This is a genomic window from Pseudomonas sp. JS3066, assembly GCF_036328175.1.
In the GTDB taxonomy this organism is placed as follows: Bacteria; Pseudomonadota; Gammaproteobacteria; order Pseudomonadales; family Pseudomonadaceae; genus Metapseudomonas.
Map to the genome: position 1 here is coordinate 3,227,167 of NZ_CP143312.1, position 25,627 is coordinate 3,252,793.

The following is a 25,627-nucleotide window of genomic DNA, read 5'->3' on the forward strand; positions in this document are numbered from 1 at the left end:
GTGCCAGACTTCTGGTCATTCGACTTGATCACTTGACCAAGTCAATCGATCAACAGCAAACCATGTGCCAATCAGAAGAAATGATTTTTTTCTTTATATATCAATAACTTAATTTTTTATAACAACTGTGATGTGGTACTTGAACACCCACCACGCACCAATTTGCGTCAAGCGCATGCACCAACCTGGGAATTTACGAAACGAGTGTTACCTAATTCAACTATGCAGAAGAAGACAGACACCGGGTACGCATTCCACGCCGAATGGCTTTGCTAAAGCATAGGCGCCATTAACAGATACATATCGCTCCATGACGCCGCGAAGTGGCATGGGGTAGCATCCGCCGGCGCTGCCCCAACCCGGGCATTGGCGGCATAGCGACAGGAACGGAGAGACTTTCATGGCCAGAGTGGGCGCTGAACTTCGCAGGCAGGATTTCGTGAAGGCGACGGTCAAGGTGATCGCCGAGCATGGCGTGGCCAATGCCACCACACGGCGAATCGCCGCTGAAGCCGGTTGCCCCCTTGCCTCGTTGCACTATGTATTCCGGACCAAGGACGAGCTTTTCTATGCCGTCTACGAATCGCTCTTCACCCTGCCCCAGCAGACCCTCGACCAAGTACCTGCCGGAACGACCCCGTCAGAGACGGCGGCGGAGATGCTGCGCCAATTGGTCAACTGGTTCTCAACCAATCCAGAACTGGCCCGGGCGCAGTCCGAACTGTTCTTCTGGACCATGCGCAACCAGCCTGAGATGGCCAGCAAGATCTACTCCGTGGGTGTCGAGGCAACTGAACTGGCCCTTGAGCGCACCATCGGCAACCGTCTCGACCAAGCGGCGCTCAAGGCCACCAGCCGCACACTCATCCTGCTGTTCGACGGCCTGCTCGTAGCCTGGACCGCCCACAGCGACCTCGAGCGCCTGAAGGCGGAAACCGAAACGGCCTGCCAAGCGCTGGCCTTGCTGGTAGGTAGTCACTGAGTCTGCAGCACTCGGGGGCTGCTACCAGCGTGAAAGCATGGGAATCCTCGCAGGATCCCCATAGGACGACAGCGTCAGTGCCCACCTGTTCGCCGGTGCCGGATGGCTCCTCTATCCAAATACAGCCGCGACTCGCCAGTAACCGCTAGGGCCATATGCTCCAGCAGCTTGTTCATGTGGGTGAACTGGGCCAAGCGCTTGTCCTGGCTCTGGCCACGGAAGTAGCGGTAGTAGATCTGCTGGACGATGCCGGCTAGGCGGAACAGGCCGTAGGTGTAGTAGAAGTCGTTGGGCCGCTTCTTCGCGGCGCAAGGTATCGGAAGCGGCCAGTGCATCGGCCGCGACCCTCAAGCAGATGTTCCTGCACGGCGTCGGAGTCTGATCGGCGCCTTTCCGCCCCGACTACAAACTGCTGACCAGATGGCCGCCATCTACCGCTAGGACGCTGCCAGTCATGAAGGAGCCCGCATCACTGGCCAGCAGCAGGAATGGCCCTTCCAGCTCCTGAAGCTCACCTAGGCGACGCATGGGCACCATGGCGCGGATGTAATCGCTGCCCTTGTCGCCCTCGAAGAAGGTCTCATTCATTTCGGTCTTGAAGTAGCCAGGGGCAATGGCGTTGACGCGGATACCGTAGCGCGCAAGTTCCAGGGCCAGTGACTTGGTCAGTTGCACCACCCCAGCCTTGGCGGCGCAGTAGTGACTGTAGCCCGTCGCCACGCGCAGTCCGAGGATGGAGGCGACATTGACGATGCTGCCTCCGCGACCGCTGCGGGCCATGCGTTGGCCGGCGACCTGAGCCACGCGCCAGACACCATCGAGATTGGTGGAGAGCATGGCCCGCCAATCCTCTTCACTGATCTCCAGCGGTCGCTGACCATTTCCAATACCAGCGTTGTTGAGCACCACATCGACCACACCGAAGTGGGCTTCGGCCGCATCGAAGGCAGCCTCGACGCTAGCCCGGTTGGTGACGTCCAGGGTAACCGGCAGCGCATGGCCATCCTCCCACTCGATATCAGAGGCCAGTTGCTGCAACCGCTCGATACGCCGAGCCGCCAGTACCACGCGCGCGCCCGCACGTGCAGCCAGTCGAGCGAGATGCGCGCCGATGCCACTGGACGCACCGGTGATCAGTACCACGCGATTGGCAAGGGAAAAGTTTTGAACGTAACTGGAAGTCATGGGAGAACCTCGAAGAGATAGGACTGGCAATCCTCCCAGCCGGCGAACAAGCCAGGCGAAATGCCGGAGCAAAGTTGATGCGAGTACGGGACACCTCGTATCCCGGCGTGCAGAAAGCGAGGAACCAGGAAGAGCCCATCAAGCATGCGCTGCCTGGCTCCCCGCCTTCTCCGGAAGCGCTGCTGTGCAAGGGCTGGCGTGGTCACCCTTGAACTAACCCACTTCCGGAGCAGGGGGGACTCTTAGAACCGCTCTATGCGCTTCCGGCCAGCGGCCACCAGGCGCTTCAGCAGCGGTGCCGGTTTGAACCACATCTCGCCGTATTCACCCAGGCCCTGCCGGTAGCGCTGAAGACCAAGCAATACAGTATCGAGACCCAGCTGCTCGGCGTAGTGCATAGGGCCGCCCAGGTGGGCGGGGAAGCCGTATCCGTTGATCCACACCAGGTCGATATCACTTGTGCGCAGGGCAATGCCCTCATCCAACAGTTGAATGCCTTCGTTGATCAGCATGAACAGGCAACGCTCCAGAATTTCCTGGTCGTCAATCGGGCGCCGGGATATTTGCAGCTCGTCCGCCAGACGCTCGGCCAGGGCGATCACCTCCGCGTCGTCTTTTCGATTCCGCCCCTCATAGAGGTAGAAGCCTCGCCCGGTCTTCTGGCCATACCGCCCCATGGCGTACAGCTCGTCGCCCAGGCGGCAGTAGCTCTCGTCGTGGGCGATGGCGTTCCGGTTGGAATCGCGCACCAGGAAATTCACATCGATACCGGCCAGGTCGAGCATGCTGAATACGCCCATGTTCAGGTCCAAGTCAGTAAGCACGCGATCCACCTGGGCCGGCGTCGCGCCTTCCAGCACCAGGCGATGGGCTTCGCGGGCATATGGTTCGAGCATGCGGTTGCCAATGAAACCGAAACAAACGCCGGAAATCACCGGCAACTTGCCGATGCGCCTGGCGATGTCCAGGGTAGTGGCCAGCACGTCGGGCGCGGTGGCCCTGCCGCGCACGACCTCGAGCAAGCGCATGGCATTGGCGGGGCTGAAAAAGTGCAGCCCTACTACATCTTGAGGGCGAGCCACGGTCGCCGCGATGGCGTCTACATCCAACGACGAGGTGTTGGTCGCCAGGATCGCGCCCGGCTTGCACACCTTTTCCAGGGTGCGGAACACCTGCTGCTTGACCTCCAGCTTCTCGAAGACAGCCTCGATCACCAGGTCGGCCTCGGACAAGTCGGCGTAGTCGAGCGTGCCGAAGATCAGGTCCATGCGCGACTCCACCTGCTCGGCTTGCAGCCTGCCACGTCGAACGCTGACCTCGTAGTTACCCCGAATCTGTGTCAGGCCACGGTCCAGGGCCTTGCCATCGGTCTCCAGCAGGGCGACCGGTATACCGGCATTGGCGAAGCTCATGGCAATCCCGCCGCCCATGGTGCCGGCGCCTATCACCGCGATTCGCGCGATTTTGCGCAGAGGTAGATCGGCCGGCACGCCTGGAATCCGGGCCGCCTCGCGCTCGGCAAAGAACACATGGCGAAGCGCCTTCGACTGACGAGACGACTCTGCCTGTTTGAACAGCGCCAACTCCCTCAGAAGCCCCTCATCGAGCGGCAACAGAGAGGCCGCCTCCAGGGCCGACAGCACCAAGCGCGGCGCAAGGCGGCTTTTCCAGCTCGGCTCGTGCTCAGCGCGATAGCGGGCGAGGAAGTCATCCGGCAGGCCCTCCGCTGGTTCCGGCCAGGCCTCCGCGGGCCGCGCCGGAGCGCGGCAGGCGATCAGTTCGTAGGCGTATTCGCGGGCTTCATCCAGCAATCGCTCGGCATTGGGGGCGATGCGGTCGAGGATGCCCAATAGGCGGGCGTTCTCGGCATCGATCTGCTTGCCCGAGAGAATCAGGTTAAGCGCGGACTCGACACCAATAAGGCGCGGTAGACGCTGTGTGCCACCAGCCCCCGGCAACAGCCCAAGGTTGATCTCCGACAGACCAACACGCAGGTTCGGTTCGCCGATGCGGTAGCCGCAGGCCAGGGCCAGTTCCAGTCCACCGCCCAGCGCGATCTTACCTAGAGCAGCGATTATCGGTTTGTGAATGGCAGCCAGGCGCATCAGCATGCTGGGCAAGTCCGGCTCGGCGAATGACGCTTCGGTACCAAACTCTATGATGTCGGCACCAGCACTAAACAGCCCTTGCTCGCCGTGGAGAATGATGGCCTGAACCCTAGGGTCGACCGCAGCACGCTCACAGGCTTCGGACAAGGCCGCACGGAGCGACTGGTCAAGCGCATTGACCGGCGCGCGGTCCAGGCTGATCAAGGCCAGGCCCTGTTCAAGGCGGAAATGAATCAGCTCACTCATTAGGCATCCTGTTAACAGCGTCAGGGGAGATCGGACTGGATCTTTGTACGTTGAACAAATCTTGGAGTCCGTTCCCTGCAGGCAGACCCAGCCAGGCTTGCATTGAGTCGTGGCCCAGGTGCCGTTCACCGCTCTCAGAGATGCCTGAACACGTCGTCGATGCTGGAGATCATGCGAGCAGGCTGGGGATAAGAGGCGCTAGCCTCAACCGGCGCTTTTTTGGAGTAACAGATGACCGCCGTTATCAGGGTCACGACCAGGCAAGCAAGCAGCAGTTGGCGCATGGAGACCTCCGTCATTCAGCTATTGGCCGAATGCAGAACGTTGTTGTTATTGGACTCACGGGCCTGAGTTTGCGTCTGGGTGAACGCAAAAAGCTTCACAGATCACGCCACAAAATGATCAAATCATGACACACACCCAAATCGCCGGATGGCTGTATCGAGCGTCCGGCCCACAATACAGCGGGAGCTCCCTATGGCTTTACCCCTCCCCTCGCAAGACCTTTCGGAATGACCTCGTTCGTCCGAGGCATTGCTCTATTGGGCTTCGAAGATTTCGCCCGTAGCCAGGCACTCGACCCGCACGCGCTTCTCGCCGAAGTCGGGCTGCCGGTAGATGACCTGGACGGGCCAATTTCCGGGGAAAGGTTCGCCGCCCTCCTGGAGCTCTGCGCAGCGCGCACCGACAACCTGCTCTTCGGCCTGCAGTTCGGCATTCACCAAGGCACCCACGCACTGGGCGACTTGCTCTACGTGATCATCAGTGCCAGCTCCCTGGGCGATGCGCTGGAGGCGCTGATCCGCTATTACCACGTCCACAGCAGCGGCGCGGAACTCCGCCTTGAACGCCACGGTCACGAAGTGCGCCTGCGCTTTGATGTGACGGACGCTGATGCGGCCTCGGTCCGTCAAACCGTGGAGCTGGCCATGGCCGTAGCTTTGCGCCTCATACAGACGCTAATCGGCAGGGACTGGAAGCCCAACGAACTGCTCATGCGCCACGCCCCTGTTGAGAAAGCCGGGGTATACCGGGCACTGCTGGGCATCGCCCCTCGGTTCGACAATCCAGTCAACGCCTTGGTCTTCGACAGCACTCTGCTGGCAGCCAGGCTCAGCGCAAGCGACGAACGCTTCCAGCGGCTGATTCGGCGACATTTCGATGAACTCGCGCATCTCAACCTGCAAGAGCTGCCGCACTACGTGCAGAAGCTTTTGCGCAACCGGCTCCCGAGCGGCAACGTCACCGTCGAACAGATCGCCGAACAGATGATGCTCAGCCCCAGGACCCTGCAACGCTACCTTCAGACCGAGGGCACCAGCTTTCAGCAACTGCTGGACAGCACGCGGCAGTCCATGGCGATCCGATACCTGCGCGACTCATCCATCAGCCTGACCCAGCTCTCCGCGCTACTCGGATACACCAGCCTCGGCGCTTTCTCCCGCGCATTCAGCCGCTGGACCGGGACCAGCCCACAGAAGTGGAAGCAACAGCATCGGCGCCCGATGCAAGCATCCAGCGGAACCGCCCCATGACTAACGCCACTACTCCGCTGAACCCCTTCGTACGCGCCCTTAGCCTGACCGGCTTCGATGACTTCGCCACAAGCTTGGGGCTCAATCCACAGGAAATGCTGCGCAGGGCTTCCCTGCCCGCGCAGATCCTCCGGCGGCAGGACGGCATCCTCTCCTTCCGCCACTACTGCGAGCTGCTCGAACTCTGCGCCCTCCAGTCGGGCACGCCTCTATTCGGACTACGCTTTGGCCTTCATCAGGGCATCAGGGTGTTCGGCGACATGCTTTACCTGATTCGCAATACAGGTACCGTCGGTGAAGCCCTGGCCGAACTGCGCGCGAACTACTTCCTGTACAACAGCGGCGCCGAAATCAGCTTCGACCTTGACGGCGGCATCGCCCGCCTCGGCTACCACGTCAACGACCGCGAAACTCCCGGAATACGCCAGGCGGAAGAGCTGGCCTGCAGCGTCGTTGTGCAGCTGTTGCGTGCCCTGGCGGGTACCGGCTGGCGACCGATTGCGGTCCAGCTCCGGCACCAGCCGCTGGGGGATGAGGCGGTCTATCGCCGTGCGTTAGGTGTGCGACCGGTCTTTGCCGCCCCCTGCACGGAACTGGAGTTCGACTCCTCGGTGCTTTCACTGCCCCTGGCCACGGCCGATGCAAGGCTGCACCAACTGATCGTCGAACACATCGCGCGGATGGAGCGGCTGCCATCCGACGAGCTTCCCAGCTATGTCCGGCAACTACTGCGCAGCCTGCTTCCCAGCGGCCGCGCCGCCCTGGAGAAAGTTGCCGACTCCATGGCCGTCAATCCGCGAACATTGCAACGCCGGCTGGAACAGGAAGGCACATCCTTCCAGCGCATACTGGATGACACCCGCCAGGAAATGGCTCACCACTACCTCGACGACCCGTCCATCAGCATGGCGCAGCTGGCAGGACTGCTGGGCTACGCGGACGCTAGCGGATTCAGCCGGGCATTCAACCGCTGGTTTGGCGTCAATCCCTTGAAGTGGCAGAAGAGACACTCCTCGAATTGGCAACCACGCCTGCTGCGCAGCCGCCACGCGAAACTCCAGAACTAAACGCGCCTCGAAGCAGCTGGGACATTGGAAGCTGGATGAGAAGAGCGACATCCACTCTACGCGGGTACCAGGCTCGCGCTAAAAACCAACCGCTTCCACTCCCACCGCGGTTCGCCGAGCTGCCGGCGGGGCGTGAAAACCGGTGTACAGCTGAGCCGCGGAATGATCAGAGAGTGAAGGGAAGGTTCAGCTTGGCCCAAAGCATCTCGCCCTCAGGACGGTTCTCCACTGCGAACTCCTTGGCCCAACGCACCTCGAAGCTGGCGGACTCGAAGAAAGTCAGGTGCGCAGCAGGGCCAATGGCGAACACCTGGCCACGCACGCCGTCATCGACGTCTTCGCCGAGGAACTGCACGGTCCTACCATGCTGCTTATCATCGGTGTGCGGATGATCCCGCCCAGGACCTCGGGACCGAGGCTGTCGACATCGAGGATGTTGAGGCAGGCAGTGTCCTGCTCGAAGGCAGCGATCCCCTTGAGCCCAACACCCGCCGCCCATGCGAGCAGAATGCGATTGACCGCATCGTGGCTAACGATCAGCGCACTCTCCCAGGCCGGCTCCGCGAGCAATTCAAAAAACTGCGCCAATATCCGCCCCTGGAACTCATCCCATGCGTGACCACGCTCTGTTGTTAGAGCCGCGGCGGAAACAGCCGAGTGTAGCGCTGCGTCACGGAGGTCGTGTTGTCGTGGACAGCCCTGGGCTGATGCCGTGACGCTGGGCCGCCTGCATGGCGAACATTCCATCCTCAATGCCGTAGTGGGCATCCGAATCCGAATTCTCGACGTCAGCGCCAACGAGGGCCTGGAACGGGTAGTGAGCGGTGATGCCGACTTTGGCATCATCATGATTAGCGCCCAGCATCCGGACGTGAGCTTCACCCCGCTCCTTCGCGACCCCTTCGTGCTTGCCATGCGCAGCGACCATCCCCTCGCGGCGCTGGCTGAAGTGAGCTGGCAAGATCCGCAGGGGGTTCGGCTGATCACCGTGAGCCGGGACAGCGGCAACCGCATGTTGCTCGACAGCGCCCTATCCGGCCACGGAATCCGCCTGAACGGCTTTTACGAAATGCAGCATCTGTCCACCTCGTTTGGCCTGGTCGAATGTGGTCTTGGTGTAGCGATCTTGCCGCGCATGGCAATGCCGGATGCCGAACATGAGAGCCTTTGTTCCCGGGAGCTGCCTCCACCTCACATTCAGCGCACGATCGGCCTGGTGCGCCGAGATGGCGAACACTTGTCGAGCACTGCGGAACTATTCATCGAGATGTTGCTAAAACGATGGCGTGAATAGGTTCTATCAGCCCAGAACGAATACAGTCTGTTGCCTGCACATCCTGCCGGTGCGCGAAGTCGAATCGCTGCGCGCTGTGGTTAGCGAAGTGAAACGCCTCACCCCTTCCATATCGATGCCTGGGTGGATGAAACGAGCGCCATCCGCCCTACGTGGCTAGAACCCATTTGATATCGACTCCAGCCAACGACTGCCAGTCGCTACGCCAGCCAGCATCCCGGGGCCATCTACCTCGCAGGTTGAAGAACGGCCCGCCCGCGAGTTTGCCGCGGGCGGGCAGTCCAAGTGACGAGGGTTTTCCCTTGCCTGTGACAGACAGGATGAAGTCGCAGTATCACCCCGCGCGAACCTCGATGCGCCTGCCACGCGCGCGCTCTTCCTTGGGCAGTTCGATACGCAGCACGCCGTTGCTGCATCTGGCTCTGGCCTTTTCGGTGATGACGGGTGCAGGAAGCTGGAAGCTGCGCCGGAAGCTGCCGAAGGTGCATTGGCGGACACGGTAGCGCCCGTTGCCCCGCTCCTGTTCGACTCGCTTTTCACCACGGATGATCAGGACATCGCCTCGCACCTCCAAATCCAGATCGTCCTTCACCATGCCCGGCACCTCGAGGCGAACGATGACCTGGTCGCCATCCTCGTAAAGATCGCCGGCCAGCAATCCCCAGTTCGAGGCAAGTGCCGGTGACGAGGAAGCATCCTCCGACGAGTTCCTGCTCCGGTTGACGGGCGTGAAGCGCGTCAAGGCCTCACTGGCACGATCACGAAGCTGGCGCCAGCCCTCACCCAGTGAATGCCAGGTTTCCTCCAGCCCATGCTTGAGCTCAGCTAGTTTATCCATAGGATCGACCTCCGCAGGCTCAGGGGCCTACTCGCTTCTCACGACAATCTTCCGCGGTTGGGCATGTGCATGCTTGGGAATACGCAAATTCAGCACCCCGTCCCGCAGCTGAGCGTCGATCTGGGTGGTATCCAGCTCGGAGCTCAAGGTGAAGGCTCGCCGGAATCGCGAGAGCTGGACTTCGGCATAGACGGCCTCCAGCTGTCCGGACATCTCTGGCATGATCTCCCCTTCCAGCACAAGCGTGTCACCTTCCACATTGACCACGAGGCGCTCCTTGGGTACGCCCGGAAGGTCCGCAAACACCTGGATTCCGTTGTCATCTTCGAAGACATCGATACGCGGCAGCAGTGTTTGGGTTTCAGTCTCGCCGCGCACGACCGCTTGCTTGTCGTTCATGGTGATACCTCCTTCAAACCGATGCTGTTACTGAATGGCTATGCGCCTGGGTTGCGCAGCCTCCCGCCGAGGCAGAGAGATGCGCAGAACGCCGTCGCAATAGTGAGCCTCGACCTTGTCGGTATCGACCTCATCGTTGAGGCTCACGGTGCGCTTGAAGCGTCCGGAATACCGCTCGTTGGCGTACACGGAGCAATTGCTCTCATCCGTGCTGCGCGCGGGTCGGCGCTCGCCGGATATCGATAGCAAGCCTCGGTGAATCTGCAGATCGAGGTCGTTCGGATCGACACCCGGAACGAAGGCATAGACTTCCAGGCTGGACGGCGTGCTTCCCACGTTGATCGCAGGAAAAGCACCACTGGCCAAGGCACGAATGCTGCCCGGACGCCCGAGACCCGGTCCCAAGACTTGTTGCAGTTCGCGCTGCAGCCTCTCGAACTCGGCAATAGGATCGCTCGACAGATTAAGAAGGGACTCGTACATGACAAACCTCCTCCCGGCTGACGGACATGATCTCGAACAGAAGGCTCGAAGCTCCTGGCTCCAGCCCCTGTCGACGGGAAATATGTAAGCGATTTCGAGGTTTTCAAGTCCTGGATTAAACGAATATGGAATTAGATATTCCCCCCCTTTGCACGTCGAATCTTTGCCCTGGCACCACTGGATGTAGCCCGGGGAACGGATCAAATCCGGGCTTCTCGAGCTCGGTCAAGTTCGACGATGAAGCCAAACGCGCCTCGCCTTCACTCGTCCGGTCCAACCCTAGAAACCGGGCGGGGGCGGCAAGAGCTTCAGGCCGGGCGGAGGGGGTGGAAGGGAAGGTGGTGACGGCAGGGTCGGTAGAGACGGAGGGGAAGGCGGCGTCGACGCGGAAGGCAGGGACGGACGGGATGGCGGTGTTGGCATGGACGGCAGGGGCGGAGGGAACGGAGGCAACGGCATGGACTTTGGCAACCCACGCGCGGGCGTTTTGATCATGTCGACAGCGGATTTGACCTTCCGGGCGATGGCCGCAGTGACCGCCTTTTTGGCTTCGTCCGCAAGCGCCTCGCTCACGGCGCGAATGATCGCGGGCGGCGTGGCGCCGTTTGTCGCCACGCCGACATTGGCAAGATGCAGCGGAGGCAGAGGTACCGTAAGCGCGCCTCCGGGCAGTTGAACATCAAGTGAGATCGAGCCACCCATGACAGTGAGCTCACGGATGATGACTTTGCGCGCGTGGCTGCTGGCCCGAATGGCGGCCGGGGTCGCCGAGTAGTTCCGGGCTGTGTTCTTGATGGTTTCCAGGTTACTAGTGGCCGTGGGGCTTCGCGCCATATAGGTAATCTGCGGCGCGATGACGGTGGCGGAATCAACAATGATCGGGCCTCCACCGAGAAGGGAGCCGCGTTCCACCTGCAGGGCAATGCGGTCCACCACGATGGCGTAGGGCGGAGCGAATCCAGTGGGGTTGCCCACGGTAAGCCCATCGAGCGCGCCCATGCCGGTGAAGGGCGAGAGTTCCGCACGACCCACGAGCACCTGCGTCTGCGTGGCCAGGGCTCCTTCGGTCTCGATGGCGGATTTGATGGAAGGCTCCAACTGGCCAAGCAGGGTCCACAGTGCAATAGCGACAACGGCAAGCAAGGTGGCCAGGGCAAGCCCGAAGGTTTTCAGCATGATGTTGATGCTCCAAGAAAGACGGAGGCGCGCAGCGATTGGCTGGCTGCCCGTCGAACGCAACTCAGCAATGTCGCGACCAAGCCCCGGCCTTGACTCGACAAAGGCTGATCGAACCCGATCAGCCTTTGTCGGTGAGGTTGAGGCGCAGTGCCGCCGCGCCTGTCACTCAGGAACTGAGCGCGGCATCTACCGTAACCTGCTGGTCACTGGCAGCCGCATCGCGGCGCACTCTGAACCAGGCGGCATACAGCGCCGGGACGAAGAAGATCGTCAAAAGCGTTGCCACCGTGAGGCCGCCCATGATCGCAATCGCCATCGGCCCCCAGAACACGCTACGCGTCAGCGGGATCATTGCCAGCACGGTAGCCAGCGCCGTCAGCATCACCGGCCGGGCCCGGCAGATGGCAGCATCCAGCACCGCATTCCACGGGTCGCGGCCCTGGGAAATCTCGATCTGCACCTGGTCGATCAGAATCACCGAGTTACGCATGATCATCCCCCCCAGAGCGATGATGCCGAGGATCGCGACGAAGCCCAGCGGCGACTGGAACACGAGCAGCGCCGGCACCACGCCGATCAGCCCCAGCGGCGCGGTCAGCACCACCATCCACATGCGGGAGAAGTCCTTCAGCTGCAGCATCAACAGCAACAGAATGGCGACCAGCATCAGCGGGGCCACCGCCAGCAGCACCTGGTTGGCCTTGTCACTCTCCTCCACCGCTCCGCCCACGTCGATGCGATAGCCCGAGGGCAGCTTCGCCTCGATATCTTTCAGCAGCGGCAGAATCTCCTGCGTCACCGACACACCCTGCTCGCCATCCTTCACGTCAGCGCGCACGGTAATCGCCATGTCGCGGTTACGGCGCCACAGCACCGGCTCTTCCAGCTCGCTGCGCACCTGTGCCACCTGCGACAGCGGCACCACGGTGCCCTGGCGGGTATAGAGGTTGATGTCCTTCAGCGTGTCGAGGCTCAGACGCTCCTCCGGCACAGCGCGGGCCACGATGTCGATCAGCTCCTCGTCCTCGCGCAGCTGCGACAAGGTCGCGCCGTTCATCACAGTCTGGGTCACCAGCGACACGTCGGCCGGTGTGAGACCCAGCGCACTCGCCTTGTCCTGGTCCAGCTCCACCTTCAACGTGCGCACCGGGTCGTTCCAGTCCAGTTGGACGTCGCGCACCTTCGGGCTGGACGCGACCACCGCCTCCACCTCGCGGGCAATATTACGCACCATCTGGGTGTCGGGGCCGACGACGCGTTTGTGCATTGCCTTTTCGCCAGCGTGCCAGGGGGAGTGGCGGTGCTCGGGTAGATGGTCCATCGCGGATGCCTCGCGGGAAGGCTGCCGGGCTGCCCGGCAGCGAGCGGCTGATTCAGACGGCCTGCAGGCCGACAGCGGTGCGCTGCATGGGCACGAACCCGGGCAGGGCCTCGACACGGGCCAGCCAGGCGCGAATATTGTGGTAGTACTCCAGTGGCACGTTGCCCTCCGGCGCGTGGGCGATGGAGGTGTAGTTGGCGATGTCGGCAATAGTCGCGGTGTCGCCAGCGAGGAAGGGCATCCTGGCCAACTCGCTATCCATTACGCGAAACAAGGCGTGGGCGCGGGTGAGGACATCGTCGACATTAAAGCGAGCTCTAAAAACGGTGATCAGCCGCGCAGAACTGGTGGGACGAGCTGGGAAAGCCGTGCACCAGTAGCAAAGTGGGCGCGGCCGGGTTACCGGCTTCCCGGTAGAAGACGCGGACACCGTCGGCTTCGACGAACTGGTGGCGAACCGGGATATGCATGATAGGCGACGTCATGATGGGCGCTCCGTAACTGATAAAAACAAATTTTATGGTTACATCAGGTGCTGAGTATGAACCTGCCATGTAACCTGTCAAATAGATTTATAGGGTTACAGATGCCGTTCTTTGTAACTACAAATTGTCTACTTATAGGGTTACAATCTCGCCGTTTACCTTTCGGAGCGTCATCATGACCGCCACCGCCTCCTCGACTGCCCTCGAACCCTTCGTACTGGCCGACCATCACGTACTGGACATGCTCAACACCCGGGCTGTGATGGAAGGTGCTCCCCTGGAGTTCTGGCGCAGCGATGAGGATGTCGAGGCCTGGCTGGCCCGCACCGGCTGGAATCTACCCAAGGTGGGGTTTGCCAGGGGCGAGTTGTTGCAGGCCGCGTTGACCCTGCGCGAAGCGGTACGCGGACTGGTGGAGCAGCGCAAGGCGGGTGGCCAGGGTTCGCCGGACGTGCTCAATCGCTTCCTGGCGACACCCAGCTACCAGCAGCTGGACTGGCCGGCCAGTGGAGAACTGCGACTGGAGAAGGCGTGGGCAACTGCCACCGCCGAGCAGTACTTGGCACCGCTGGCCGAAGCGGCGGCGAAGCTGCTGGTGGAGGGCGATTTCAATCTGGTACGCGAATGCGAGCACCCGGACTGCGTGCTCTGGTTCTACGACCGCACCAAGTCCCATCGCCGCCGCTGGTGCAGCATGGCGCTGTGCGGCAACCGGCATAAGGTCACCGAGTTCCGCAAACGCAAGCAGCAGTGATGCAGGTCTTGAGAGGCAGAGCTGAGTTATCAGGGTCGCCCCCACGGTCGGCTCCTTCACTGCCGCGCGGGTCATGAGGCAGAAGCCGTCGAACTTCATGCGCCTGGGGTTCACGCCGTCACCTTGTCATCCTTGGGCGGGGTCAGTTCCTCGATGCTGATCTCGCGCATGCGGAATTTCTGGATCTTGCCGGTCACCGTCATCGGGAAGGCGTCCACGAAGCGGAAGAAGCGCGGCACCTTGAAGTGGGCGATGCGTTCCTTGGCCCAGGCGCGCAGTTCCTCTTCGGTGGCGCTGTGGCCGGGATGGAACTTGATCCAGGCGACGAGTTCCTCGCCGTACTTGCTGCAGGGATGCCGATCACCTGCACGTCGGCCACCGCCGGGTGGGTGAAGAAGAACTCCTCCAGCTCGCGGGGGTAAACGTTCTCGCCACCGCGAATGATCATGTCCTTGCTGCGGCCAACGATGCAGACGTAGCCATTCTCATCCATGGAGGCGAGGTCGCCGGTGTGCATCCAGCGACCCGGATCAATGGAATCGGTGGTTGCCTGCGGGTTGTTCCAGTAGCCCAGCATCACGCTGTAGCCACGGGTGCAGAGTTCGCCGATGGTGCCGCGCGGAACGATCCTGCCCTCGGCGTCGACGATCTTGCTCTCCAGGTGCGGCTGGGTGCGGCCGACGGTGGTAACCCGCAGTTCCAGCTCGTCATCCGGGCCGGTCTGCAAGGACACCGGGCTGGTCTCGGTCATGCCGTAGGCGATCTGCACTTCGCTCATGTGCATCTCGTTGATCACCCGGCGCATCACTTCGATCGGGCAGGTGGCGCCGGCCATGATGCCGGTACGCAAGCTGGAAAGGTCGAACTCGCCGCGCTGCGGATGATCCAGTTCGGCGATGAACATGGTCGGCACGCCATAGAGCGCAGTGGCCTTTCCTCGCCACGGCGCGCAGGGTGGTCAGCGGGTCGAAAGCGTCGCCTGGATAGATCATGGTGGCGCCATGGGTCACGCAGCCCAGGTTGCCCATCACCATGCCGAAGCAGTGGTACAGCGGCACCGGGATCACCAGGCGATCATGCTCGGTCAGGCCAAGGCTCTCGCCGACCATGTAGCCGTTGTTGAGATGTTGTAGTGACTGAGGGTGGCGCCTTGGGAAGCCGGTGGTGCCGGAGGTGTACTGGATGTTGATGGGGTCGTCGAACTGCAGGCCGGCCTGGCGCTCGGCCAGGGCCTCGCCACTCACCTCCCCTGCCTTCTGCTGCAGGGTGGCCCAGGGCAGGAATCCCGCCGGCGGATTGGCAGACAGGCTGACCACACCGCGCAGTTCCGACAGGCGCTCGCAATTCAGGCTGCCCGGTTCGGCGCCGGCCAGTTCGGGCACCAGGCCGAGGAACATGGCGTGGTAGTCGGAGGTCTTGAAGGCGTCGGCGCAGATCACCCAGCGGCAGCCGGATTGCTTGAGCGCGTACTCCAGTTCGCTGCTGCGGTAGGCCGGGTTGATGTTGACCAGGATGGCGCCGATCTTGGCGCTGGCGAACTGGGTGATGCACCACTCGGCGCAGTTGGGCGCCCAGATGCCGACGCGGTCGCCACTGTTCAGGCCCAGGGCGAGCAAGGCACGGGCGTGGCGATCCACCGCCTCTGCCAGTGCCTGCCAGCTGTAGCGCAGGCCCTGATGCCTGACTACCAGCGCCTCGCGCTCGGGGAACTTGGCAACCGTGGCGTCGAACGCCGCGCCGATGGTCATGGCGAGCAGGTCCTTGTCCTGACGCCCCCGGGTGTAGCTCTGGTGATTCATGGCTTTCCCTTCTTGTCTTTGTATGGCGCCGATAGCCGGGCTTCAGGCCTGTGAAGAGGCGCTATGATCGTCAGCCCGCAATCATTTCAGCAGCCTGTTGCGTGGCTTCGGTGGTGCGCGTCGCAAGCTTTCTCACTTCATCGGCAACAACCGCGAATCCACGCCCTGCATCGCCGGCCCGTGCGGCCTCGATGGCCGCGTTCAATGCCAGAAGGTTGGTCTGGTTGGCGATGCCCTGGATGGTCGCGACGATGCTGGTCAGCCTCGCAAGATTCTCCTGGATCAGTTTGTGTTGCTGCTCCTGGGTCTTGCGCAGTTCATGTTCCTCGTAGCTGGCATGGATGTCGGTCAACGCGCCTACCACCCTGAGTGGCGTGCCGTCTGCCGTTCTCCTGGTCTGTCCGCGGGCGCGGAACCAGTGGTAGTCGCCCGATTTCCGCTTGAGCCGATAGGTGATGTCGAACGCGGTCTTGCCTGTGCGGTCACTGATATGCGCCAGAAAGGCCTCCAGACTGCGTTGCCTGTCCTCCGGGTGAAGGCGGGACGACCAGCTCTCGAAGATGTCGGGGAATTCCTCGGCGGTTTCAAAGCCGAGGAGTCGCCGAAACTGGCTGGACCACCAGATGGCGTTGTTCGGATTGGTCGGGTCTCCTGCGACGACTTGCAGATCCCAGAGGCCGTCATTGAGCATTTCTCAAGATATTTCAAAGCGGATATCAATGACCTCCCGCTCCAGTTCGCGCAGCTTCAGGTCGTGCGTTTCCCGGAATGAGCCGGCAATCCGCACGGCATGTCCGTGCTTGTCACGCAGCGCCACTGCGCGCACCTCAAACCATCGATACTCTCCGGCCTTGGTGGCGAGGCGAAACTCCGCCTGATAGGCCGCCTGGCCGTTGATGTAGTCGGCGAAGGCATCCAGCGTGCGCTGTCGGTCCTGAGGGTGCAGCTGGTTGGTCCAGCTGCCCAGGCGGTCGGGGTAGTCCGTCTGGTCCTGATACCCCAGCAGCGAACGCATCTGGTTCGACCACCAGACGGGATTGCCGGGTTCAAGCAGGCCATGGGCCGGTATGTCCATTTCCCAGAGGCCGTCCCTTGCACTCTGGCAAATCAGCTCGAAGCGTGAACTCAGGCGTTGCAGCTCTGCATTTGCGCATTCCAGTTCGGCATCCCGGATGCGCGCGCCCTGCTGGAGGTCTCTGCAGTCGTCCTTGAGGCGCCTGAGCTCATCCAGGCGCAGGGCCACGCCCGTTGCAACGCGGTGCACCAGTGCCGGAGCTGAATCCACGGCTGGCGCTGGAGTCTGCTCAGGCGATTCCAGCCATTGCGCAAGGGTGATCAGAAGCCCCCTGACCTTGAAGGCATTGAAGAAAAACATTCGCGATCTCCAGCCTCGGTCGGCGAAACCGAGTGCTCACCTGATGACGAACCCCGGATGGGGGGACGCTGAGTGGCTAGGGATGAGTTGTTACCGGCCTGGCGTTGCTCCTGGCTCAGCGGGTTCGCCAGTCGGTGGATTGCTCGAACGCATGGGCCGCACGGTAGATGTCGGCTTCGCTGAAGTGCTTGCCCACCAGTTGCAGGCCGATCGGCAGGCCATCGCGGATCGCGCACGGAATCGACATCGCCGGATGCCCGGACACATCCAAGCCACAAGTGTTGCCGAGCATCTCGAAGGCGCGGCCCAGGTAGTCCGGCAGTGCGGCATCCGGGCCCGGCAGCGGAGTCGCCCTGATCGGCAGCGTGGGCATCAGCAGCAGGTCGCAGTGTTCGAACAGGCCGTCGTAAGCCTGGCGCAGTTGCCGGGCGAGATTCTGTGCCTTGCCGTAGTAGCGGCCGTGGTACTGGCGGCTGAGATACTCGCCCAGGATCATCGTCGTCTTGACCGTGTCCGGGAGACTGTCCGCCTGCCCGCGCCAGCGCGCATGGTGCTCCATCATGCCGGTCAGGTAGAGGCCGCTCCAATTGAAGCCATGGCTGTTGCCTTTCATCATTTGCTGGGTGGCGCCTTCGGCTGCAATGCCCAGCCAGATGACTGGACCGAGGGCGTGCATTGGAAGTGATACCTCTTCGACCGTCGCGCCGAGGGCACGGAATACCGCACTGGCCTCCAGCACCGCCTGGTCCACGACCGCTTCCGAGTTGGCCAGGCCGAAGCCTTCCTTGAGAACTCCGATTCGCATTCCGGCGACGCCGCGCGACAGCGCCTCGACGTAACCGCCCGCCTGTGTCGCATTCGACTGGCGGGGGTCGAGGCCGTCGGCGCCGGCCAGTACCTCCAGCATCAGTGCATTATCTCGGACGCCGGCGGTAATCGGTCCCAGGTGGTCGAGGGTCGTTTCGATGGGCATTGCGCCGGTATAGGGCACCAACCCATGGGTTGGCTTCATGCCGTACACGCCGCAGAACGAGGACGGAATGCGAACCGAGCCGCCCTGGTCACTGCCGACAGCCAGGTCGACTTCTCCTGCGGCGACGAGCGCCGCGCTGCCCGACGAGGAGCCTCCCGCGGAGTAGCCATGGCGATGTGGGTTGTGCACCGGGCCACTGGCCGCGGTGTGGGAACCGCCCGAGAAGCACAGCGCTTCGCAGACCGCCTTGCCGGCGATGGTCGCGCCGGCGTCCAGCAGGCGGGTGACGACCGTGGCGTCGACTTCGGGCAGATAGCCATCGAGGGTGAAGGTCCCATTGAGCATGGGGAGCCCGGCAACGCCGATGTTGTCCTTGATCGCAACGCGCTTGCCCGCCAAGGGGCCATTGGCCGCGCCACGGATTTCCGACTTGCATTGCCAGGCGCCATAGCGGTTTTCTTCGGTGCCCGGCACTTGAACGCCATGCCGTGGGTAGCGGACTTCGGGAAGAAAGTCCGGCAGGGCGTCGAGCTGGTCATACGCGTCGAAGTTGCCTTGTAGGGCTACCTGGTAATCCTCGATCTGCGAAGCACTCAGGGTGATACCGAGGGAGGCGGCGATTTCACCGAGTTGGTCATTGCTGGGTCTGAGAATGGACATGCTGCGTCCTCGCGGAATTCTGTGCGGAAAAAAGGTGCGACGAGCGACGCACAGGGGTTGCGCGCCTATTGCCTGTCTCGTCGCACCGCAAAGCTGTTCGTCAGGCCAGGAGCAGATAGCCGCCGAACAGGTCGACCACCACCGTTCCCGCGTCCGCTTCATCGCCCCAGAGTTCCTGGGTCGTGAACTGGACGTGGTAGGTGGGTTCGGACGGACTCGAACGGCCATGGCCGACCGCGTCGGGGAATGGCCATTCATGGGTAGTACGGTGCACCACCACGCCGCGTTTCCCGCGGACATAGCCGGGCATGCGGATATGCCCGGAGACGAACTCGTCGCGCACCAGCACCTGGTCGCCCACCTGGAACGGCGTGGCGGGAGGCCTGGCGTCACGTCCCGCACCCAAGGGCAGGGCCAACGGGTATGCGCCACCGGCCAGTTCCTCGAGGCGTTGCTGCTGGAGCACACCTTTTTCGACGAACAAGGACGCCACGCCGACGATGATCCTGTCGTAGTAGCTGGATGCCAGGTACTGGCGCGGTTCCATGCGTTCGATCGCATGGCGGAGCTCGTCGACATTGAACAGGCCGAGTTCCGCGGCGCCGAGGAAGAGCAGGCTGTAGCCGAGGTTTTCCCAGTCTTCGTGGAACACTGGCTTGTAGCTCAGTGAGTTGGCGGTGTGCTGTACCCGGCCGAAGCCCTGGACGCCGCCGAGGTCATGTATGCCATCCATTTTTCATTCACTCGCTGCAGATGAAGGGAGTAGTGGCCGGGGGGTCACCCTTGGCTCGTGCGACTGCCGTTTACTGGAACTTCAGGTCGGGCGATGCCGATCAGCACGTCCTTGGTGACGAGCGAGGCCAGTTCTTGCTCCGTCCATCCTTCTGTGCCCTCCGGCCGGAATGGCAGGACCATGTAGCGCGTTTCGGCGGTGGTATCCCAGACCCGGATCTCGACCTCCTGCGGCAGGTCGAGGCCCATTTCACGGAGGACCGTGCGCGACTCCCGCACAACCCGCGCGCGGTACTCGAAGCTCTTGTACCAATCCGGCGGAAGGCCGAGGACCGGCCAGGCGGTGCAGGAACACAGGGTGCAGACAATGACGTTCTGCAGCGTCGGCGTGTTTTCCAGCGCGACGATGTACTCGCCCTGCACGCCGGTGTAGCCGAACTGGTCGCAGGCTGCGGTACCGTCGTGCAGCAGCAGTTCGCGATAGGCGGGATCTACCCAGGCCCTCGCCACGACTCGCGCGCCGTTGGCCGGGTCGAAGTCGTTCTCCATGATCTCGGTGAACTTCTCGATATAGCCTTCGGGTACCAGCTCCCGCTCTACGAGAGCGTCTTTCAGGGCGACGGCGCGGGCGCCTGCCGACGCCATCGCCTTGCTTGGGACGTTACTCATGACTGTTCTCCTCTTGGCGAATCACAGAGCGCTTCAGGCTCCGTGCATCAGTCCGGTGCCGGCGTGACAGTTGATGTATTCGTAGCGCTGGTCTTCGGCGCGCAGCACGCTCACTTCGTGGTAACCCTTCCACTTCAGTTCGGCCTGGAGCGTTTGCACCATGCGCATGAAGGTCCCGAAGATCTCGACATGGGTGGGGTGGGATTCGGACCAGCGCTCGAGGTGCGAGAGGGAGCGCCAGTGGCTGACCGAGAAACTCTTCTCCTGCGGTTGCCCGATGGCGTCGATGTGCTGCATGTAGCGATTGCTGTAGCAACCGACGGGCAGGCCTTCATCACGCAGGAAGTCCATGCCTTCGCGCAGCACCGGCTCCATTTCGCCAAGGTACAGCTCGCGCTCCTTGCCGACCGTTTCGCTCCAGTCCTGTCCCGAGCGGATGACCACTAGGTTTTCATGGCCCTTGATCACCACGCGAGACGATTTCTCATCGGCTGCCAGCGCTCCTGTCGGCGCCATGGCATCGGTCTGGGACAGCGGAATCCGGTCGCGCATGCCGCCCCAGTAGCCATGTTCCTGGATCTCGTCGCTGCGGGTCCCCATCACGACGCCCACACCCTCCAGGCCCTCTGGCATGGCATAGAGCGTCTCGAAGCGCTCGACGCCCGGCGTCAGGATCTCGCGGAAGTAGCCCAGGCCATCGCTGCCGCGTGCGTCGGCGTTCCACCATTCGACTACGTCTGCGCTGGCTTCCCAGCGAGCGAAGGCTGCGGGGTCGTCCCAGTAGGCGATGCCGATCATGTTGTCGTAGCCGGCTGCATCCACGTAGTGGGCAAGGTCGTGGTGCTGGGGGCCGTTCCCCAGGGCAAAGCTGGCCACGATCTGTCGCAGTGCCGCGCACGCCGCGCCCAGTTGGCCCTCGCCCTTGGACTGGATGCCGAAGTAGCCCATCACGAACTGGGTGACCGAAGCGTCGGCGCGTCCGACCCAGGCCGGGAAGGGCGGGGTGTAGCCGTCGTCGATGCGACGGTTGCGGGTACGCGGGCACATCAGATGCTTGTCGATTGCTGATTCCATGATTTCCTCACAGTTTTTCAATGCCGTTGGCCGCCAACGCGCGTCGGCATGGCACCTGGCTCGTTCTTGTTGGTGGTGAGAGCGGGGTCAGAACACGTGTGCGTAGCGAAGATTTACTCGGAAGTCTTCATGTGCTCCGGACTCGACTGAGAGGTCTTTGCCCAGTTGCACCTGGAACTGGTCCGTGGGCGTAACGAAGGTGGTAGCGGTGAGGCGGAAGTTGGTCGTTTTCATCTCGTCGTCCTGTCGGACGCCATCGATTTTGTTTTCGCCTCCCCAGTTGTGCCCGAAACCGATGGCAAAGGTGGTGGTGGCAGTGGGCATGTAGCGCCCCATCACCTGCGCGCTGTAGGAGACGTCCTGCTCACGACGCAAGGAGGCGGCGCCAAGATCGTTGTTGTCGCCGTACCAGATAGCATCGCCGACGACGTCGAGCGCCCATTTCTCACCGAAGTGCTTAACGTAGGCAGCCTGCAGGTCGAGCTTCCAGCGGTTCTCGCCAAGGTTTAACGCGTCATCCTTGTCGTAAGTGCCAGTGGGCACAAAGAGGTAGGGTGTGAAGCCGATAACGTCCCGGGCGTCGTTGAGGCGGTACTTGAACGCCGGCGCGAGGATGAGATCGCCAACGCCATTGGCGTCGTCGAGGGCCGAGGCGTCGCCGCTGCTCGAAACGCGACCGAATGGCAGCAGGAACTGCGGGTCGACGGTGAGCCTGTCGGTCAGTTCGACGACATGCAGCAGACGCAAAATGCCGATATCGGAGGTCAGCTTGAAGTCGGAACTGGCCTTGTGCCCATCGACGTACAAGGAGTCGGTGGTGGCATGTTGGTAGTAGACGACGCCAATGGTGGCGCCAGTGGGATACATCTCGTAGTCACCCGGCGCCACCTCCGCGGCGAAGGTGGAGAAGGAAACGGCGATCAGCGTCAGGCTTGCCAGTAGGGATTTCTTAAGTTCGGGAAGCGTCTGTCTTATTGTTTTCATTGCGTCTGCCTTGCTCGGAAAAGCCCTCGTCGGGGCAAGTTGGGTCCTTGACCTTCCTGGTCTCTCGTCAGGTCGTGGTTGGCGAAGAGGCGACTTCCGGCGGCCATCGCTCAGGCCGTGGGTGTTTGTCGCTGACTCAAGGATGAGGCCGCTGCGCACTGGGTTTCTTGGCCGAAACGGAAGCAAAAATGTGCTCAGACGGCCCTTCGGTCGCAGACTCTGGCAAGTGCCTGGAGGCTGTTGTATGAATTGTCCTAAGGCATCTGCCGACACTCGCGCATGGAGGACTTCGCTATGCATCGGGGAGTCCCGGCGGTCAGGACAGGGAAGGGAAGGACAGGGAAGGACAGGCTAGGGAACCATCCTGATAAGAAGTTCAAGAATAGGGGTGTAGTGCAAATGGTCAGCGAAATTCGCGGGCTCTCAATGGCTATTCCGCAACCCGGCGGCAAATCGCTGCCAGGAACCGACTGGTCGAGCGAAAGCGTTGACCTCACGACGCAGCACAACTCGTTCAGCGACCGGGTGGACTACTGGCGGGAAATGATCCTGCGGTTGTTCGCCGACGTGGAAATCGGTGCGATCCCGAACCCGGCGTTCTTCGGCAAAGTCCGCTCGCAGAAGTGCGAATTCCTTCGCGTCAGCGATGTCGGTGCTGCGGCGCAAGCCGTCAATCGCCGGCATCTGCAACCCAGGTGTAAGGAGGAAGACAAATACTTTGCGGTGCTGATGCTTCACGGCACCGAACACCTGGAACAGGATGGCAACCGGGCGCTGATCAGGCCCGGCGATTTCTCCATCTACGACGCCACGCGGCCGCATTACCTGACGTTCGACAATGACTGGCGGCAAATCATCGTCAGTGTGCCGCGTACCTGCCTAAACGAACTGGTGGTGGATATGGAATATCGCACCGCGACGCGAATATCGACCGACAGCCCGGTGGGCAGGGTCATGCGCTCGTTCCTGGAAAGCATCAGCTCTCAGATCGGCCAGTTCACGCCTACGGAAATGGCCCGGCTGTCCGAGTCGATCACCCATCTCATCGCGCTGACCCTCGGCCATCTGCAGCCCATGGACTCCGAGCACTCGCGCTCGCAGGCGCTGACCCTCACGCGGGTCAAGGTCTACATCAACGACAACCTCGGCAACCCCGCCTTCAGCGCGCAGCAGGTCTCCCTGGCAACGGGGCTCTCCATTCGCTACATCAACAAACTGTTTGAGCAAGAAGGTGTGTCCCTCATGCGGTATGTGTTGCGTCGACGGCTGGAGCGCTGCGGCAGGGACCTTCTCAATCCGGCCAATGCGGCGACCCGAATATCCGATATCGCCTTTCGCTGGGGCTTCAACGACCTTTCCCACTTCAGCCGGGTATTCCGGGAGTTCTATGGTTTGGCTCCCAGGGAGTGGCGAGAGTCACAGTTGAGGCGGTGACTGGCACCGATATCGCTGAACGTTGGCCCGCTGAGTGACGGCCCCCTCCTGTGGATGGCCCGCCGGTATCTACTGACGAATGCAGGAGAGGTGCGCCATTCAACATCGGCGAGTGCCGAAGTCGACATGCGGCAACCGGCATAAGGTCGCCGAGTTCCGCAAGCGCAAGCAGCGGTGATGCAGGTCTTCAGGAAAGAACTTCATCTGAATCGTCGGGACGAGGCGCGCGATGCTCCGCCCCTGAGCTACTGGCCGCCGGCCAGAACTTGGTGGCTTGGAATTGTTACCCAGCGTTGCTTGCGACGGGTCCAAATGTGCGCCATGGGACTGATTTGCGTGCTGCTGTCTAGTGTCCCGGCTCTTAATACCAGCATTCCTAAAGCAGCGCTGGTGCTGTTGTAGATGCGCGTATGTGCTCATACGCTGCCTCGGCGCACTGCAGGTCGGGCTGTATGCAACCCCGGAGCTTCTTGAACACCATGGGCACCCAGCGGATCTGGAGAGTTTGTCGAAGCTACCTATGATCGGCCCCGATAGGAGCCTCGCCGACCTGCGCACGCTCGCCGCGCAGGGTTTTGCCGGCGAGGGGCAGCGCCTGCAACTGCGTACTGACAATCACAATGCCCAGCAGGCGGCCCTGCGCGCGGGAGTGGGCATCGGCGTATGCCCCAGGCAGCTGGCCGAGCGCTGGGGACTGGTCCGGGTGCTGCCGCGCCAGGTGGATTTCGCCGTGGAGGTTTGGATCGCCACGCACCGGGATCTGCGCCGCATACCACGCGTCGCCTTGGCCTTCGATCAGTTGGCAAGCGGCTTCACGACCTTCCTGCAAAGCTAGGCGAGCCAGAGCCGAACCATCGAGTTTCATGCCGCCAGGGACAGGGCGATACGCGACAGACAGCCGCTCCGGGTCGATGTGTGCGTCGAAGCCATTGGCCATGGCGATGGCTCGTATAAGCTCGCCCCATGTTCTCTGCCGCTCGCGAGCTGCCTATCGTTGTCCCAGCGATCACCGACGGTCGCGTCAGCAAAGGTGCTCACCATGAACAATCAACTGCGGCGTCCTCTCAAGGCGCTACTCATCGCCAGCCTCTCCTTTGGCGCACTCCATTCCTGGTCGGCCACTGCGACGGAAGCTCCAGCGGTATCGGCGGCGAACGCTGCTTCGGCTCACCAAGCGCAGGTCGCGGGAGTCTACCGCTTCACCCTCGGCGAGTTCCGCATCACCGCCCTGAGCGACGGTACGCTACCGCTGGACCTGCATCCGCTGCTGCGGGGCATCAGCGCGAAGCAAATCGACGCGCTGCTGCACAGGGGCTTTGCTCGTAATCCACTGGAGACCTCGATCAACGCCTATGTGATCGACACCGGCGCGCGAGTGGTGCTGGTCGATAGCGGTGCCGGCGAGCTTTTCGGCGCCGTGGCCGGCAAGCTGCCCAAGAGCCTGGCAGCGGCCGGGTACCGGCCGGAGCAGATCAGCGACATCCTGATCACCCACATCCATACCGATCACTCCGGCGGCCTGACGCGCGGCGGGCGGATGCTGTTCGCCAACGCGACCATCCATGTCGGACAGGCCGACATCGACTTCTTCCTCGACCCCGCCAACCTGGCCAAGGGCCTGAAGCCCGCCCACCTGGAGGAAGCACAGAAGACCATCGGTCCTTATCTGGATGCCGGCAAGGTCAAGAGCTTCTCCGCCAAATCGCAGATCCTGCCCGGTATCACCGCTATCCCCACGCCGGGCCACACCCCCGGCCACAGCTTCTACAGGGTGGAAAGCGCGGGTGAAAGCATCGATTTCTGGGGCGATATCATGCATGTCGGTCTCATCCAGTTCCCACAGCCCGAGGTGACCATCACCTTCGACGTTGATCAGCTGGCGGCGCGCGCCCAGCGCCTGCAACAGTTCGAGACGGCCGCAAGCGAGAGGCGACTGTCGGCGGTTGCCCACCTACCGTTCCCCGGCGTTGGCCACATACGCCGTGAGGCCGGCAAGTACGACTGGGTACCGGCCGAGTACCGCAATCGCGATTGAGGCCAGATGTTTGGCC

The 25,627-nt window shown here is 62.2% G+C and carries 23 protein-coding genes and 8 pseudogenes; 8 read left to right on the top strand and 23 right to left on the bottom strand.

The window, feature by feature from the left end; genetic code table 11:
* The first annotated feature begins 400 nt into the window (after positions 1-400).
* Positions 401-982: a TetR/AcrR family transcriptional regulator gene (locus SA496_RS15105; protein ID WP_179058762.1), complete on the top strand. Its 582-nt coding sequence runs from the start codon at positions 401-403 to the stop codon at positions 980-982.
* A 74-nt stretch (positions 983-1,056) separates the two neighbouring features.
* Here SA496_RS15105 and SA496_RS15110 read toward each other — a convergent pair.
* The 4 genes and pseudogenes from SA496_RS15110 to SA496_RS15125 form a co-directional block, all read right to left on the bottom strand.
* Positions 1,057-1,269: pseudogene (locus tag SA496_RS15110) on the bottom strand (hypothetical protein); the annotation flags it as partial.
* A gap of 115 nt (positions 1,270-1,384) precedes the next feature.
* Complete coding sequence (locus SA496_RS15115; protein ID WP_179058763.1) at positions 1,385-2,167, bottom strand: SDR family NAD(P)-dependent oxidoreductase; 783 nt, start codon at positions 2,165-2,167, stop codon at positions 1,385-1,387.
* 242 nt (positions 2,168-2,409) lie between these two features.
* Complete coding sequence (locus SA496_RS15120) at positions 2,410-4,521, bottom strand: 3-hydroxyacyl-CoA dehydrogenase NAD-binding domain-containing protein (protein ID WP_330114038.1); 2,112 nt, start codon at positions 4,519-4,521, stop codon at positions 2,410-2,412.
* Between the two features lie 134 nt (positions 4,522-4,655).
* Positions 4,656-4,805, bottom strand: a complete 150-nt coding sequence (locus SA496_RS15125) for a hypothetical protein (protein ID WP_179058765.1) — start codon at positions 4,803-4,805, stop codon at positions 4,656-4,658.
* Positions 4,806-5,033: 228 nt separating this feature from the next.
* Here SA496_RS15125 and qhpR point away from each other — a divergent pair, with 228 nt between their 5' ends.
* Positions 5,034-6,056: an AraC-like transcriptional regulator QhpR gene (gene qhpR, locus SA496_RS15130; protein WP_330114039.1), complete on the top strand. Its 1,023-nt coding sequence runs from the start codon at positions 5,034-5,036 to the stop codon at positions 6,054-6,056.
* Positions 6,053-7,123: an AraC family transcriptional regulator gene (locus SA496_RS15135; RefSeq protein ID WP_330114040.1), complete on the top strand. Its 1,071-nt coding sequence runs from the start codon at positions 6,053-6,055 to the stop codon at positions 7,121-7,123. The genes qhpR and SA496_RS15135 overlap by 4 nt, the downstream gene beginning before the upstream one ends.
* Before the next feature lie 166 nt (positions 7,124-7,289).
* Here the strand turns inward: SA496_RS15135 and SA496_RS15140 are convergent.
* Together SA496_RS15140 and SA496_RS15145 are read right to left on the bottom strand one after the other, a co-directional pair.
* Positions 7,290-7,505 (bottom strand): annotated as a pseudogene (locus SA496_RS15140) (transporter); the annotation flags it as partial.
* Positions 7,403-7,891, bottom strand: coding sequence for a histidine phosphatase family protein (locus tag SA496_RS15145; protein WP_330114041.1), 489 nt, complete (start codon positions 7,889-7,891; stop codon positions 7,403-7,405). The gene SA496_RS15145 and the pseudogene SA496_RS15140, both read right to left, overlap by 103 nt.
* Between SA496_RS15145 and SA496_RS15150 the strand changes: the two genes are divergently transcribed.
* Entirely contained in the window at positions 7,836-8,417 is a 582-nt protein-coding gene (locus tag SA496_RS15150) for a LysR substrate-binding domain-containing protein (protein WP_330114042.1), read from the top strand. The genes SA496_RS15145 and SA496_RS15150 overlap by 56 nt on opposite strands.
* Positions 8,418-8,751: 334 nt before the next feature.
* Here SA496_RS15150 and SA496_RS15155 read toward each other — a convergent pair whose 3' ends face one another.
* From SA496_RS15155 to SA496_RS15185, 7 genes and pseudogenes are all read right to left on the bottom strand, one after another.
* Positions 8,752-9,255, bottom strand: coding sequence for an Hsp20/alpha crystallin family protein (locus tag SA496_RS15155; RefSeq protein WP_330114043.1), 504 nt, complete (start codon positions 9,253-9,255; stop codon positions 8,752-8,754).
* A gap of 27 nt (positions 9,256-9,282) precedes the next feature.
* Positions 9,283-9,654, bottom strand: coding sequence for an Hsp20/alpha crystallin family protein (locus SA496_RS15160; RefSeq protein WP_330114044.1), 372 nt, complete (start codon positions 9,652-9,654; stop codon positions 9,283-9,285).
* A 27-nt stretch (positions 9,655-9,681) separates the two neighbouring features.
* A complete protein-coding gene (locus tag SA496_RS15165) occupies positions 9,682-10,137 on the bottom strand; it encodes an Hsp20/alpha crystallin family protein (RefSeq protein ID WP_330114045.1) in 456 nt (151 codons plus the stop codon).
* A 279-nt stretch (positions 10,138-10,416) separates the two neighbouring features.
* Positions 10,417-11,313 (bottom strand): hypothetical protein, encoded by an 897-nt coding sequence (locus SA496_RS15170; protein WP_330114046.1) that lies wholly within the window; start codon positions 11,311-11,313, stop codon positions 10,417-10,419.
* A gap of 169 nt (positions 11,314-11,482) precedes the next feature.
* The gene (locus tag SA496_RS15175) at positions 11,483-12,637 is read right to left on the bottom strand and encodes an efflux RND transporter permease subunit (protein WP_330114047.1); all 1,155 of its coding nucleotides are present in this window, start codon (positions 12,635-12,637) and stop codon (positions 11,483-11,485) included.
* Positions 12,638-12,689: 52 nt separating this feature from the next.
* A pseudogene (locus SA496_RS15180) lies at positions 12,690-12,983 on the bottom strand (glutathione binding-like protein); the annotation flags it as partial.
* Positions 12,979-13,107, bottom strand: a pseudogene (locus tag SA496_RS15185) (alpha/beta hydrolase); the annotation flags it as partial. The pseudogenes SA496_RS15185 and SA496_RS15180, both read right to left, overlap by 5 nt.
* A gap of 190 nt (positions 13,108-13,297) precedes the next feature.
* On the opposite strand from SA496_RS15185, the gene SA496_RS15190 reads away from it, so the two are divergent.
* Positions 13,298-13,876 carry a CGNR zinc finger domain-containing protein gene (locus SA496_RS15190; RefSeq protein WP_330114048.1) on the top strand — a complete coding sequence of 193 codons (579 nt, stop codon included), beginning with the start codon at positions 13,298-13,300 and terminating at the stop codon, positions 13,874-13,876.
* Between the two features lie 245 nt (positions 13,877-14,121).
* Here SA496_RS15190 and SA496_RS29265 read toward each other — a convergent pair.
* From SA496_RS29265 to SA496_RS15230, 10 genes and pseudogenes are all read right to left on the bottom strand, one after another.
* Positions 14,122-14,349: pseudogene (locus SA496_RS29265) on the bottom strand (hypothetical protein); the annotation flags it as partial.
* Positions 14,350-14,498: 149 nt separating this feature from the next.
* Positions 14,499-14,780: pseudogene (locus SA496_RS29270) on the bottom strand (AMP-binding protein); the annotation flags it as partial.
* Between the two features lie 91 nt (positions 14,781-14,871).
* Positions 14,872-15,675, bottom strand: a pseudogene (locus SA496_RS29275) (AMP-binding protein); the annotation flags it as partial.
* Positions 15,676-15,754: 79 nt separating this feature from the next.
* Positions 15,755-16,366 (bottom strand): annotated as a pseudogene (locus SA496_RS15200) (methyl-accepting chemotaxis protein); the annotation flags it as partial.
* Between the two features lie 3 nt (positions 16,367-16,369).
* On the bottom strand, positions 16,370-17,050 hold the full coding sequence (locus SA496_RS15205) for a PAS domain-containing protein (RefSeq protein WP_120653350.1): 681 nt from the start codon (positions 17,048-17,050) through the stop codon (positions 16,370-16,372).
* A gap of 115 nt (positions 17,051-17,165) precedes the next feature.
* Complete coding sequence (locus SA496_RS15210; RefSeq protein ID WP_120653349.1) at positions 17,166-18,683, bottom strand: amidase; 1,518 nt, start codon at positions 18,681-18,683, stop codon at positions 17,166-17,168.
* Between the two features lie 100 nt (positions 18,684-18,783).
* Positions 18,784-19,416, bottom strand: coding sequence for a nitrile hydratase subunit beta (nthB, locus tag SA496_RS15215; RefSeq protein ID WP_120653348.1), 633 nt, complete (start codon positions 19,414-19,416; stop codon positions 18,784-18,786).
* Between the two features lie 44 nt (positions 19,417-19,460).
* The gene (gene nthA / locus SA496_RS15220) at positions 19,461-20,084 is read right to left on the bottom strand and encodes a nitrile hydratase subunit alpha (RefSeq protein WP_120653347.1); all 624 of its coding nucleotides are present in this window, start codon (positions 20,082-20,084) and stop codon (positions 19,461-19,463) included.
* A gap of 33 nt (positions 20,085-20,117) precedes the next feature.
* On the bottom strand, positions 20,118-21,158 hold the full coding sequence (locus tag SA496_RS15225) for a phenylacetaldoxime dehydratase family protein (RefSeq protein WP_120653346.1): 1,041 nt from the start codon (positions 21,156-21,158) through the stop codon (positions 20,118-20,120).
* A gap of 87 nt (positions 21,159-21,245) precedes the next feature.
* The gene (locus tag SA496_RS15230) at positions 21,246-22,142 is read right to left on the bottom strand and encodes a transporter (RefSeq protein ID WP_120653345.1); all 897 of its coding nucleotides are present in this window, start codon (positions 22,140-22,142) and stop codon (positions 21,246-21,248) included.
* A 399-nt stretch (positions 22,143-22,541) separates the two neighbouring features.
* Here SA496_RS15230 and SA496_RS15235 point away from each other — a divergent pair, with 399 nt between their 5' ends.
* The 3 genes from SA496_RS15235 to SA496_RS15245 all read left to right on the top strand — a co-directional run bounded on the left by SA496_RS15235 (position 22,542) and on the right by SA496_RS15245 (position 25,611).
* Positions 22,542-23,576, top strand: coding sequence for a helix-turn-helix domain-containing protein (locus SA496_RS15235; RefSeq protein WP_330114049.1), 1,035 nt, complete (start codon positions 22,542-22,544; stop codon positions 23,574-23,576).
* Positions 23,577-23,988: 412 nt separating this feature from the next.
* Complete coding sequence (locus tag SA496_RS15240; RefSeq protein ID WP_330114050.1) at positions 23,989-24,411, top strand: LysR substrate-binding domain-containing protein; 423 nt, start codon at positions 23,989-23,991, stop codon at positions 24,409-24,411.
* 204 nt (positions 24,412-24,615) lie between these two features.
* On the top strand, positions 24,616-25,611 hold the full coding sequence (locus SA496_RS15245) for an MBL fold metallo-hydrolase (RefSeq protein WP_330114051.1): 996 nt from the start codon (positions 24,616-24,618) through the stop codon (positions 25,609-25,611).
* Positions 25,612-25,627: the final 16 nt, after the last annotated feature.

Coding starts and splice junctions, on each gene's coding strand:
- SA496_RS15225 (WP_120653346.1), bottom strand. CDS start 21,158: ATGGAATCAGCAATCGACAAGCATCTGATGTGCCCGCGTACCCGCAAC.
- SA496_RS15120 (WP_330114038.1), bottom strand. CDS start 4,521: ATGAGTGAGCTGATTCATTTCCGCCTTGAACAGGGCCTGGCCTTGATC.
- SA496_RS15245 (WP_330114051.1), top strand. CDS start 24,616: ATGAACAATCAACTGCGGCGTCCTCTCAAGGCGCTACTCATCGCCAGC.
- SA496_RS15125 (WP_179058765.1), bottom strand. CDS start 4,805: ATGCGCCAACTGCTGCTTGCTTGCCTGGTCGTGACCCTGATAACGGCG.
- SA496_RS15235 (WP_330114049.1), top strand. CDS start 22,542: ATGGTCAGCGAAATTCGCGGGCTCTCAATGGCTATTCCGCAACCCGGC.
- SA496_RS15105 (WP_179058762.1), top strand. CDS start 401: ATGGCCAGAGTGGGCGCTGAACTTCGCAGGCAGGATTTCGTGAAGGCG.
- SA496_RS15165 (WP_330114045.1), bottom strand. CDS start 10,137: ATGTACGAGTCCCTTCTTAATCTGTCGAGCGATCCTATTGCCGAGTTC.
- SA496_RS15170 (WP_330114046.1), bottom strand. CDS start 11,313: ATGCTGAAAACCTTCGGGCTTGCCCTGGCCACCTTGCTTGCCGTTGTC.
- SA496_RS15175 (WP_330114047.1), bottom strand. CDS start 12,637: ATGGACCATCTACCCGAGCACCGCCACTCCCCCTGGCACGCTGGCGAA.
- SA496_RS15115 (WP_179058763.1), bottom strand. CDS start 2,167: ATGACTTCCAGTTACGTTCAAAACTTTTCCCTTGCCAATCGCGTGGTA.
- SA496_RS15205 (WP_120653350.1), bottom strand. CDS start 17,050: ATGTTTTTCTTCAATGCCTTCAAGGTCAGGGGGCTTCTGATCACCCTT.
- SA496_RS15155 (WP_330114043.1), bottom strand. CDS start 9,255: ATGGATAAACTAGCTGAGCTCAAGCATGGGCTGGAGGAAACCTGGCAT.
- qhpR (WP_330114039.1), top strand. CDS start 5,034: ATGACCTCGTTCGTCCGAGGCATTGCTCTATTGGGCTTCGAAGATTTC.
- SA496_RS15160 (WP_330114044.1), bottom strand. CDS start 9,654: ATGAACGACAAGCAAGCGGTCGTGCGCGGCGAGACTGAAACCCAAACA.
- nthB (WP_120653348.1), bottom strand. CDS start 19,416: ATGGATGGCATACATGACCTCGGCGGCGTCCAGGGCTTCGGCCGGGTA.
- SA496_RS15145 (WP_330114041.1), bottom strand. CDS start 7,891: ATGCCCACTACGGCATTGAGGATGGAATGTTCGCCATGCAGGCGGCCC.
- SA496_RS15190 (WP_330114048.1), top strand. CDS start 13,298: ATGACCGCCACCGCCTCCTCGACTGCCCTCGAACCCTTCGTACTGGCC.
- nthA (WP_120653347.1), bottom strand. CDS start 20,084: ATGAGTAACGTCCCAAGCAAGGCGATGGCGTCGGCAGGCGCCCGCGCC.
- SA496_RS15230 (WP_120653345.1), bottom strand. CDS start 22,142: ATGAAAACAATAAGACAGACGCTTCCCGAACTTAAGAAATCCCTACTG.
- SA496_RS15135 (WP_330114040.1), top strand. CDS start 6,053: ATGACTAACGCCACTACTCCGCTGAACCCCTTCGTACGCGCCCTTAGC.
- SA496_RS15210 (WP_120653349.1), bottom strand. CDS start 18,683: ATGTCCATTCTCAGACCCAGCAATGACCAACTCGGTGAAATCGCCGCC.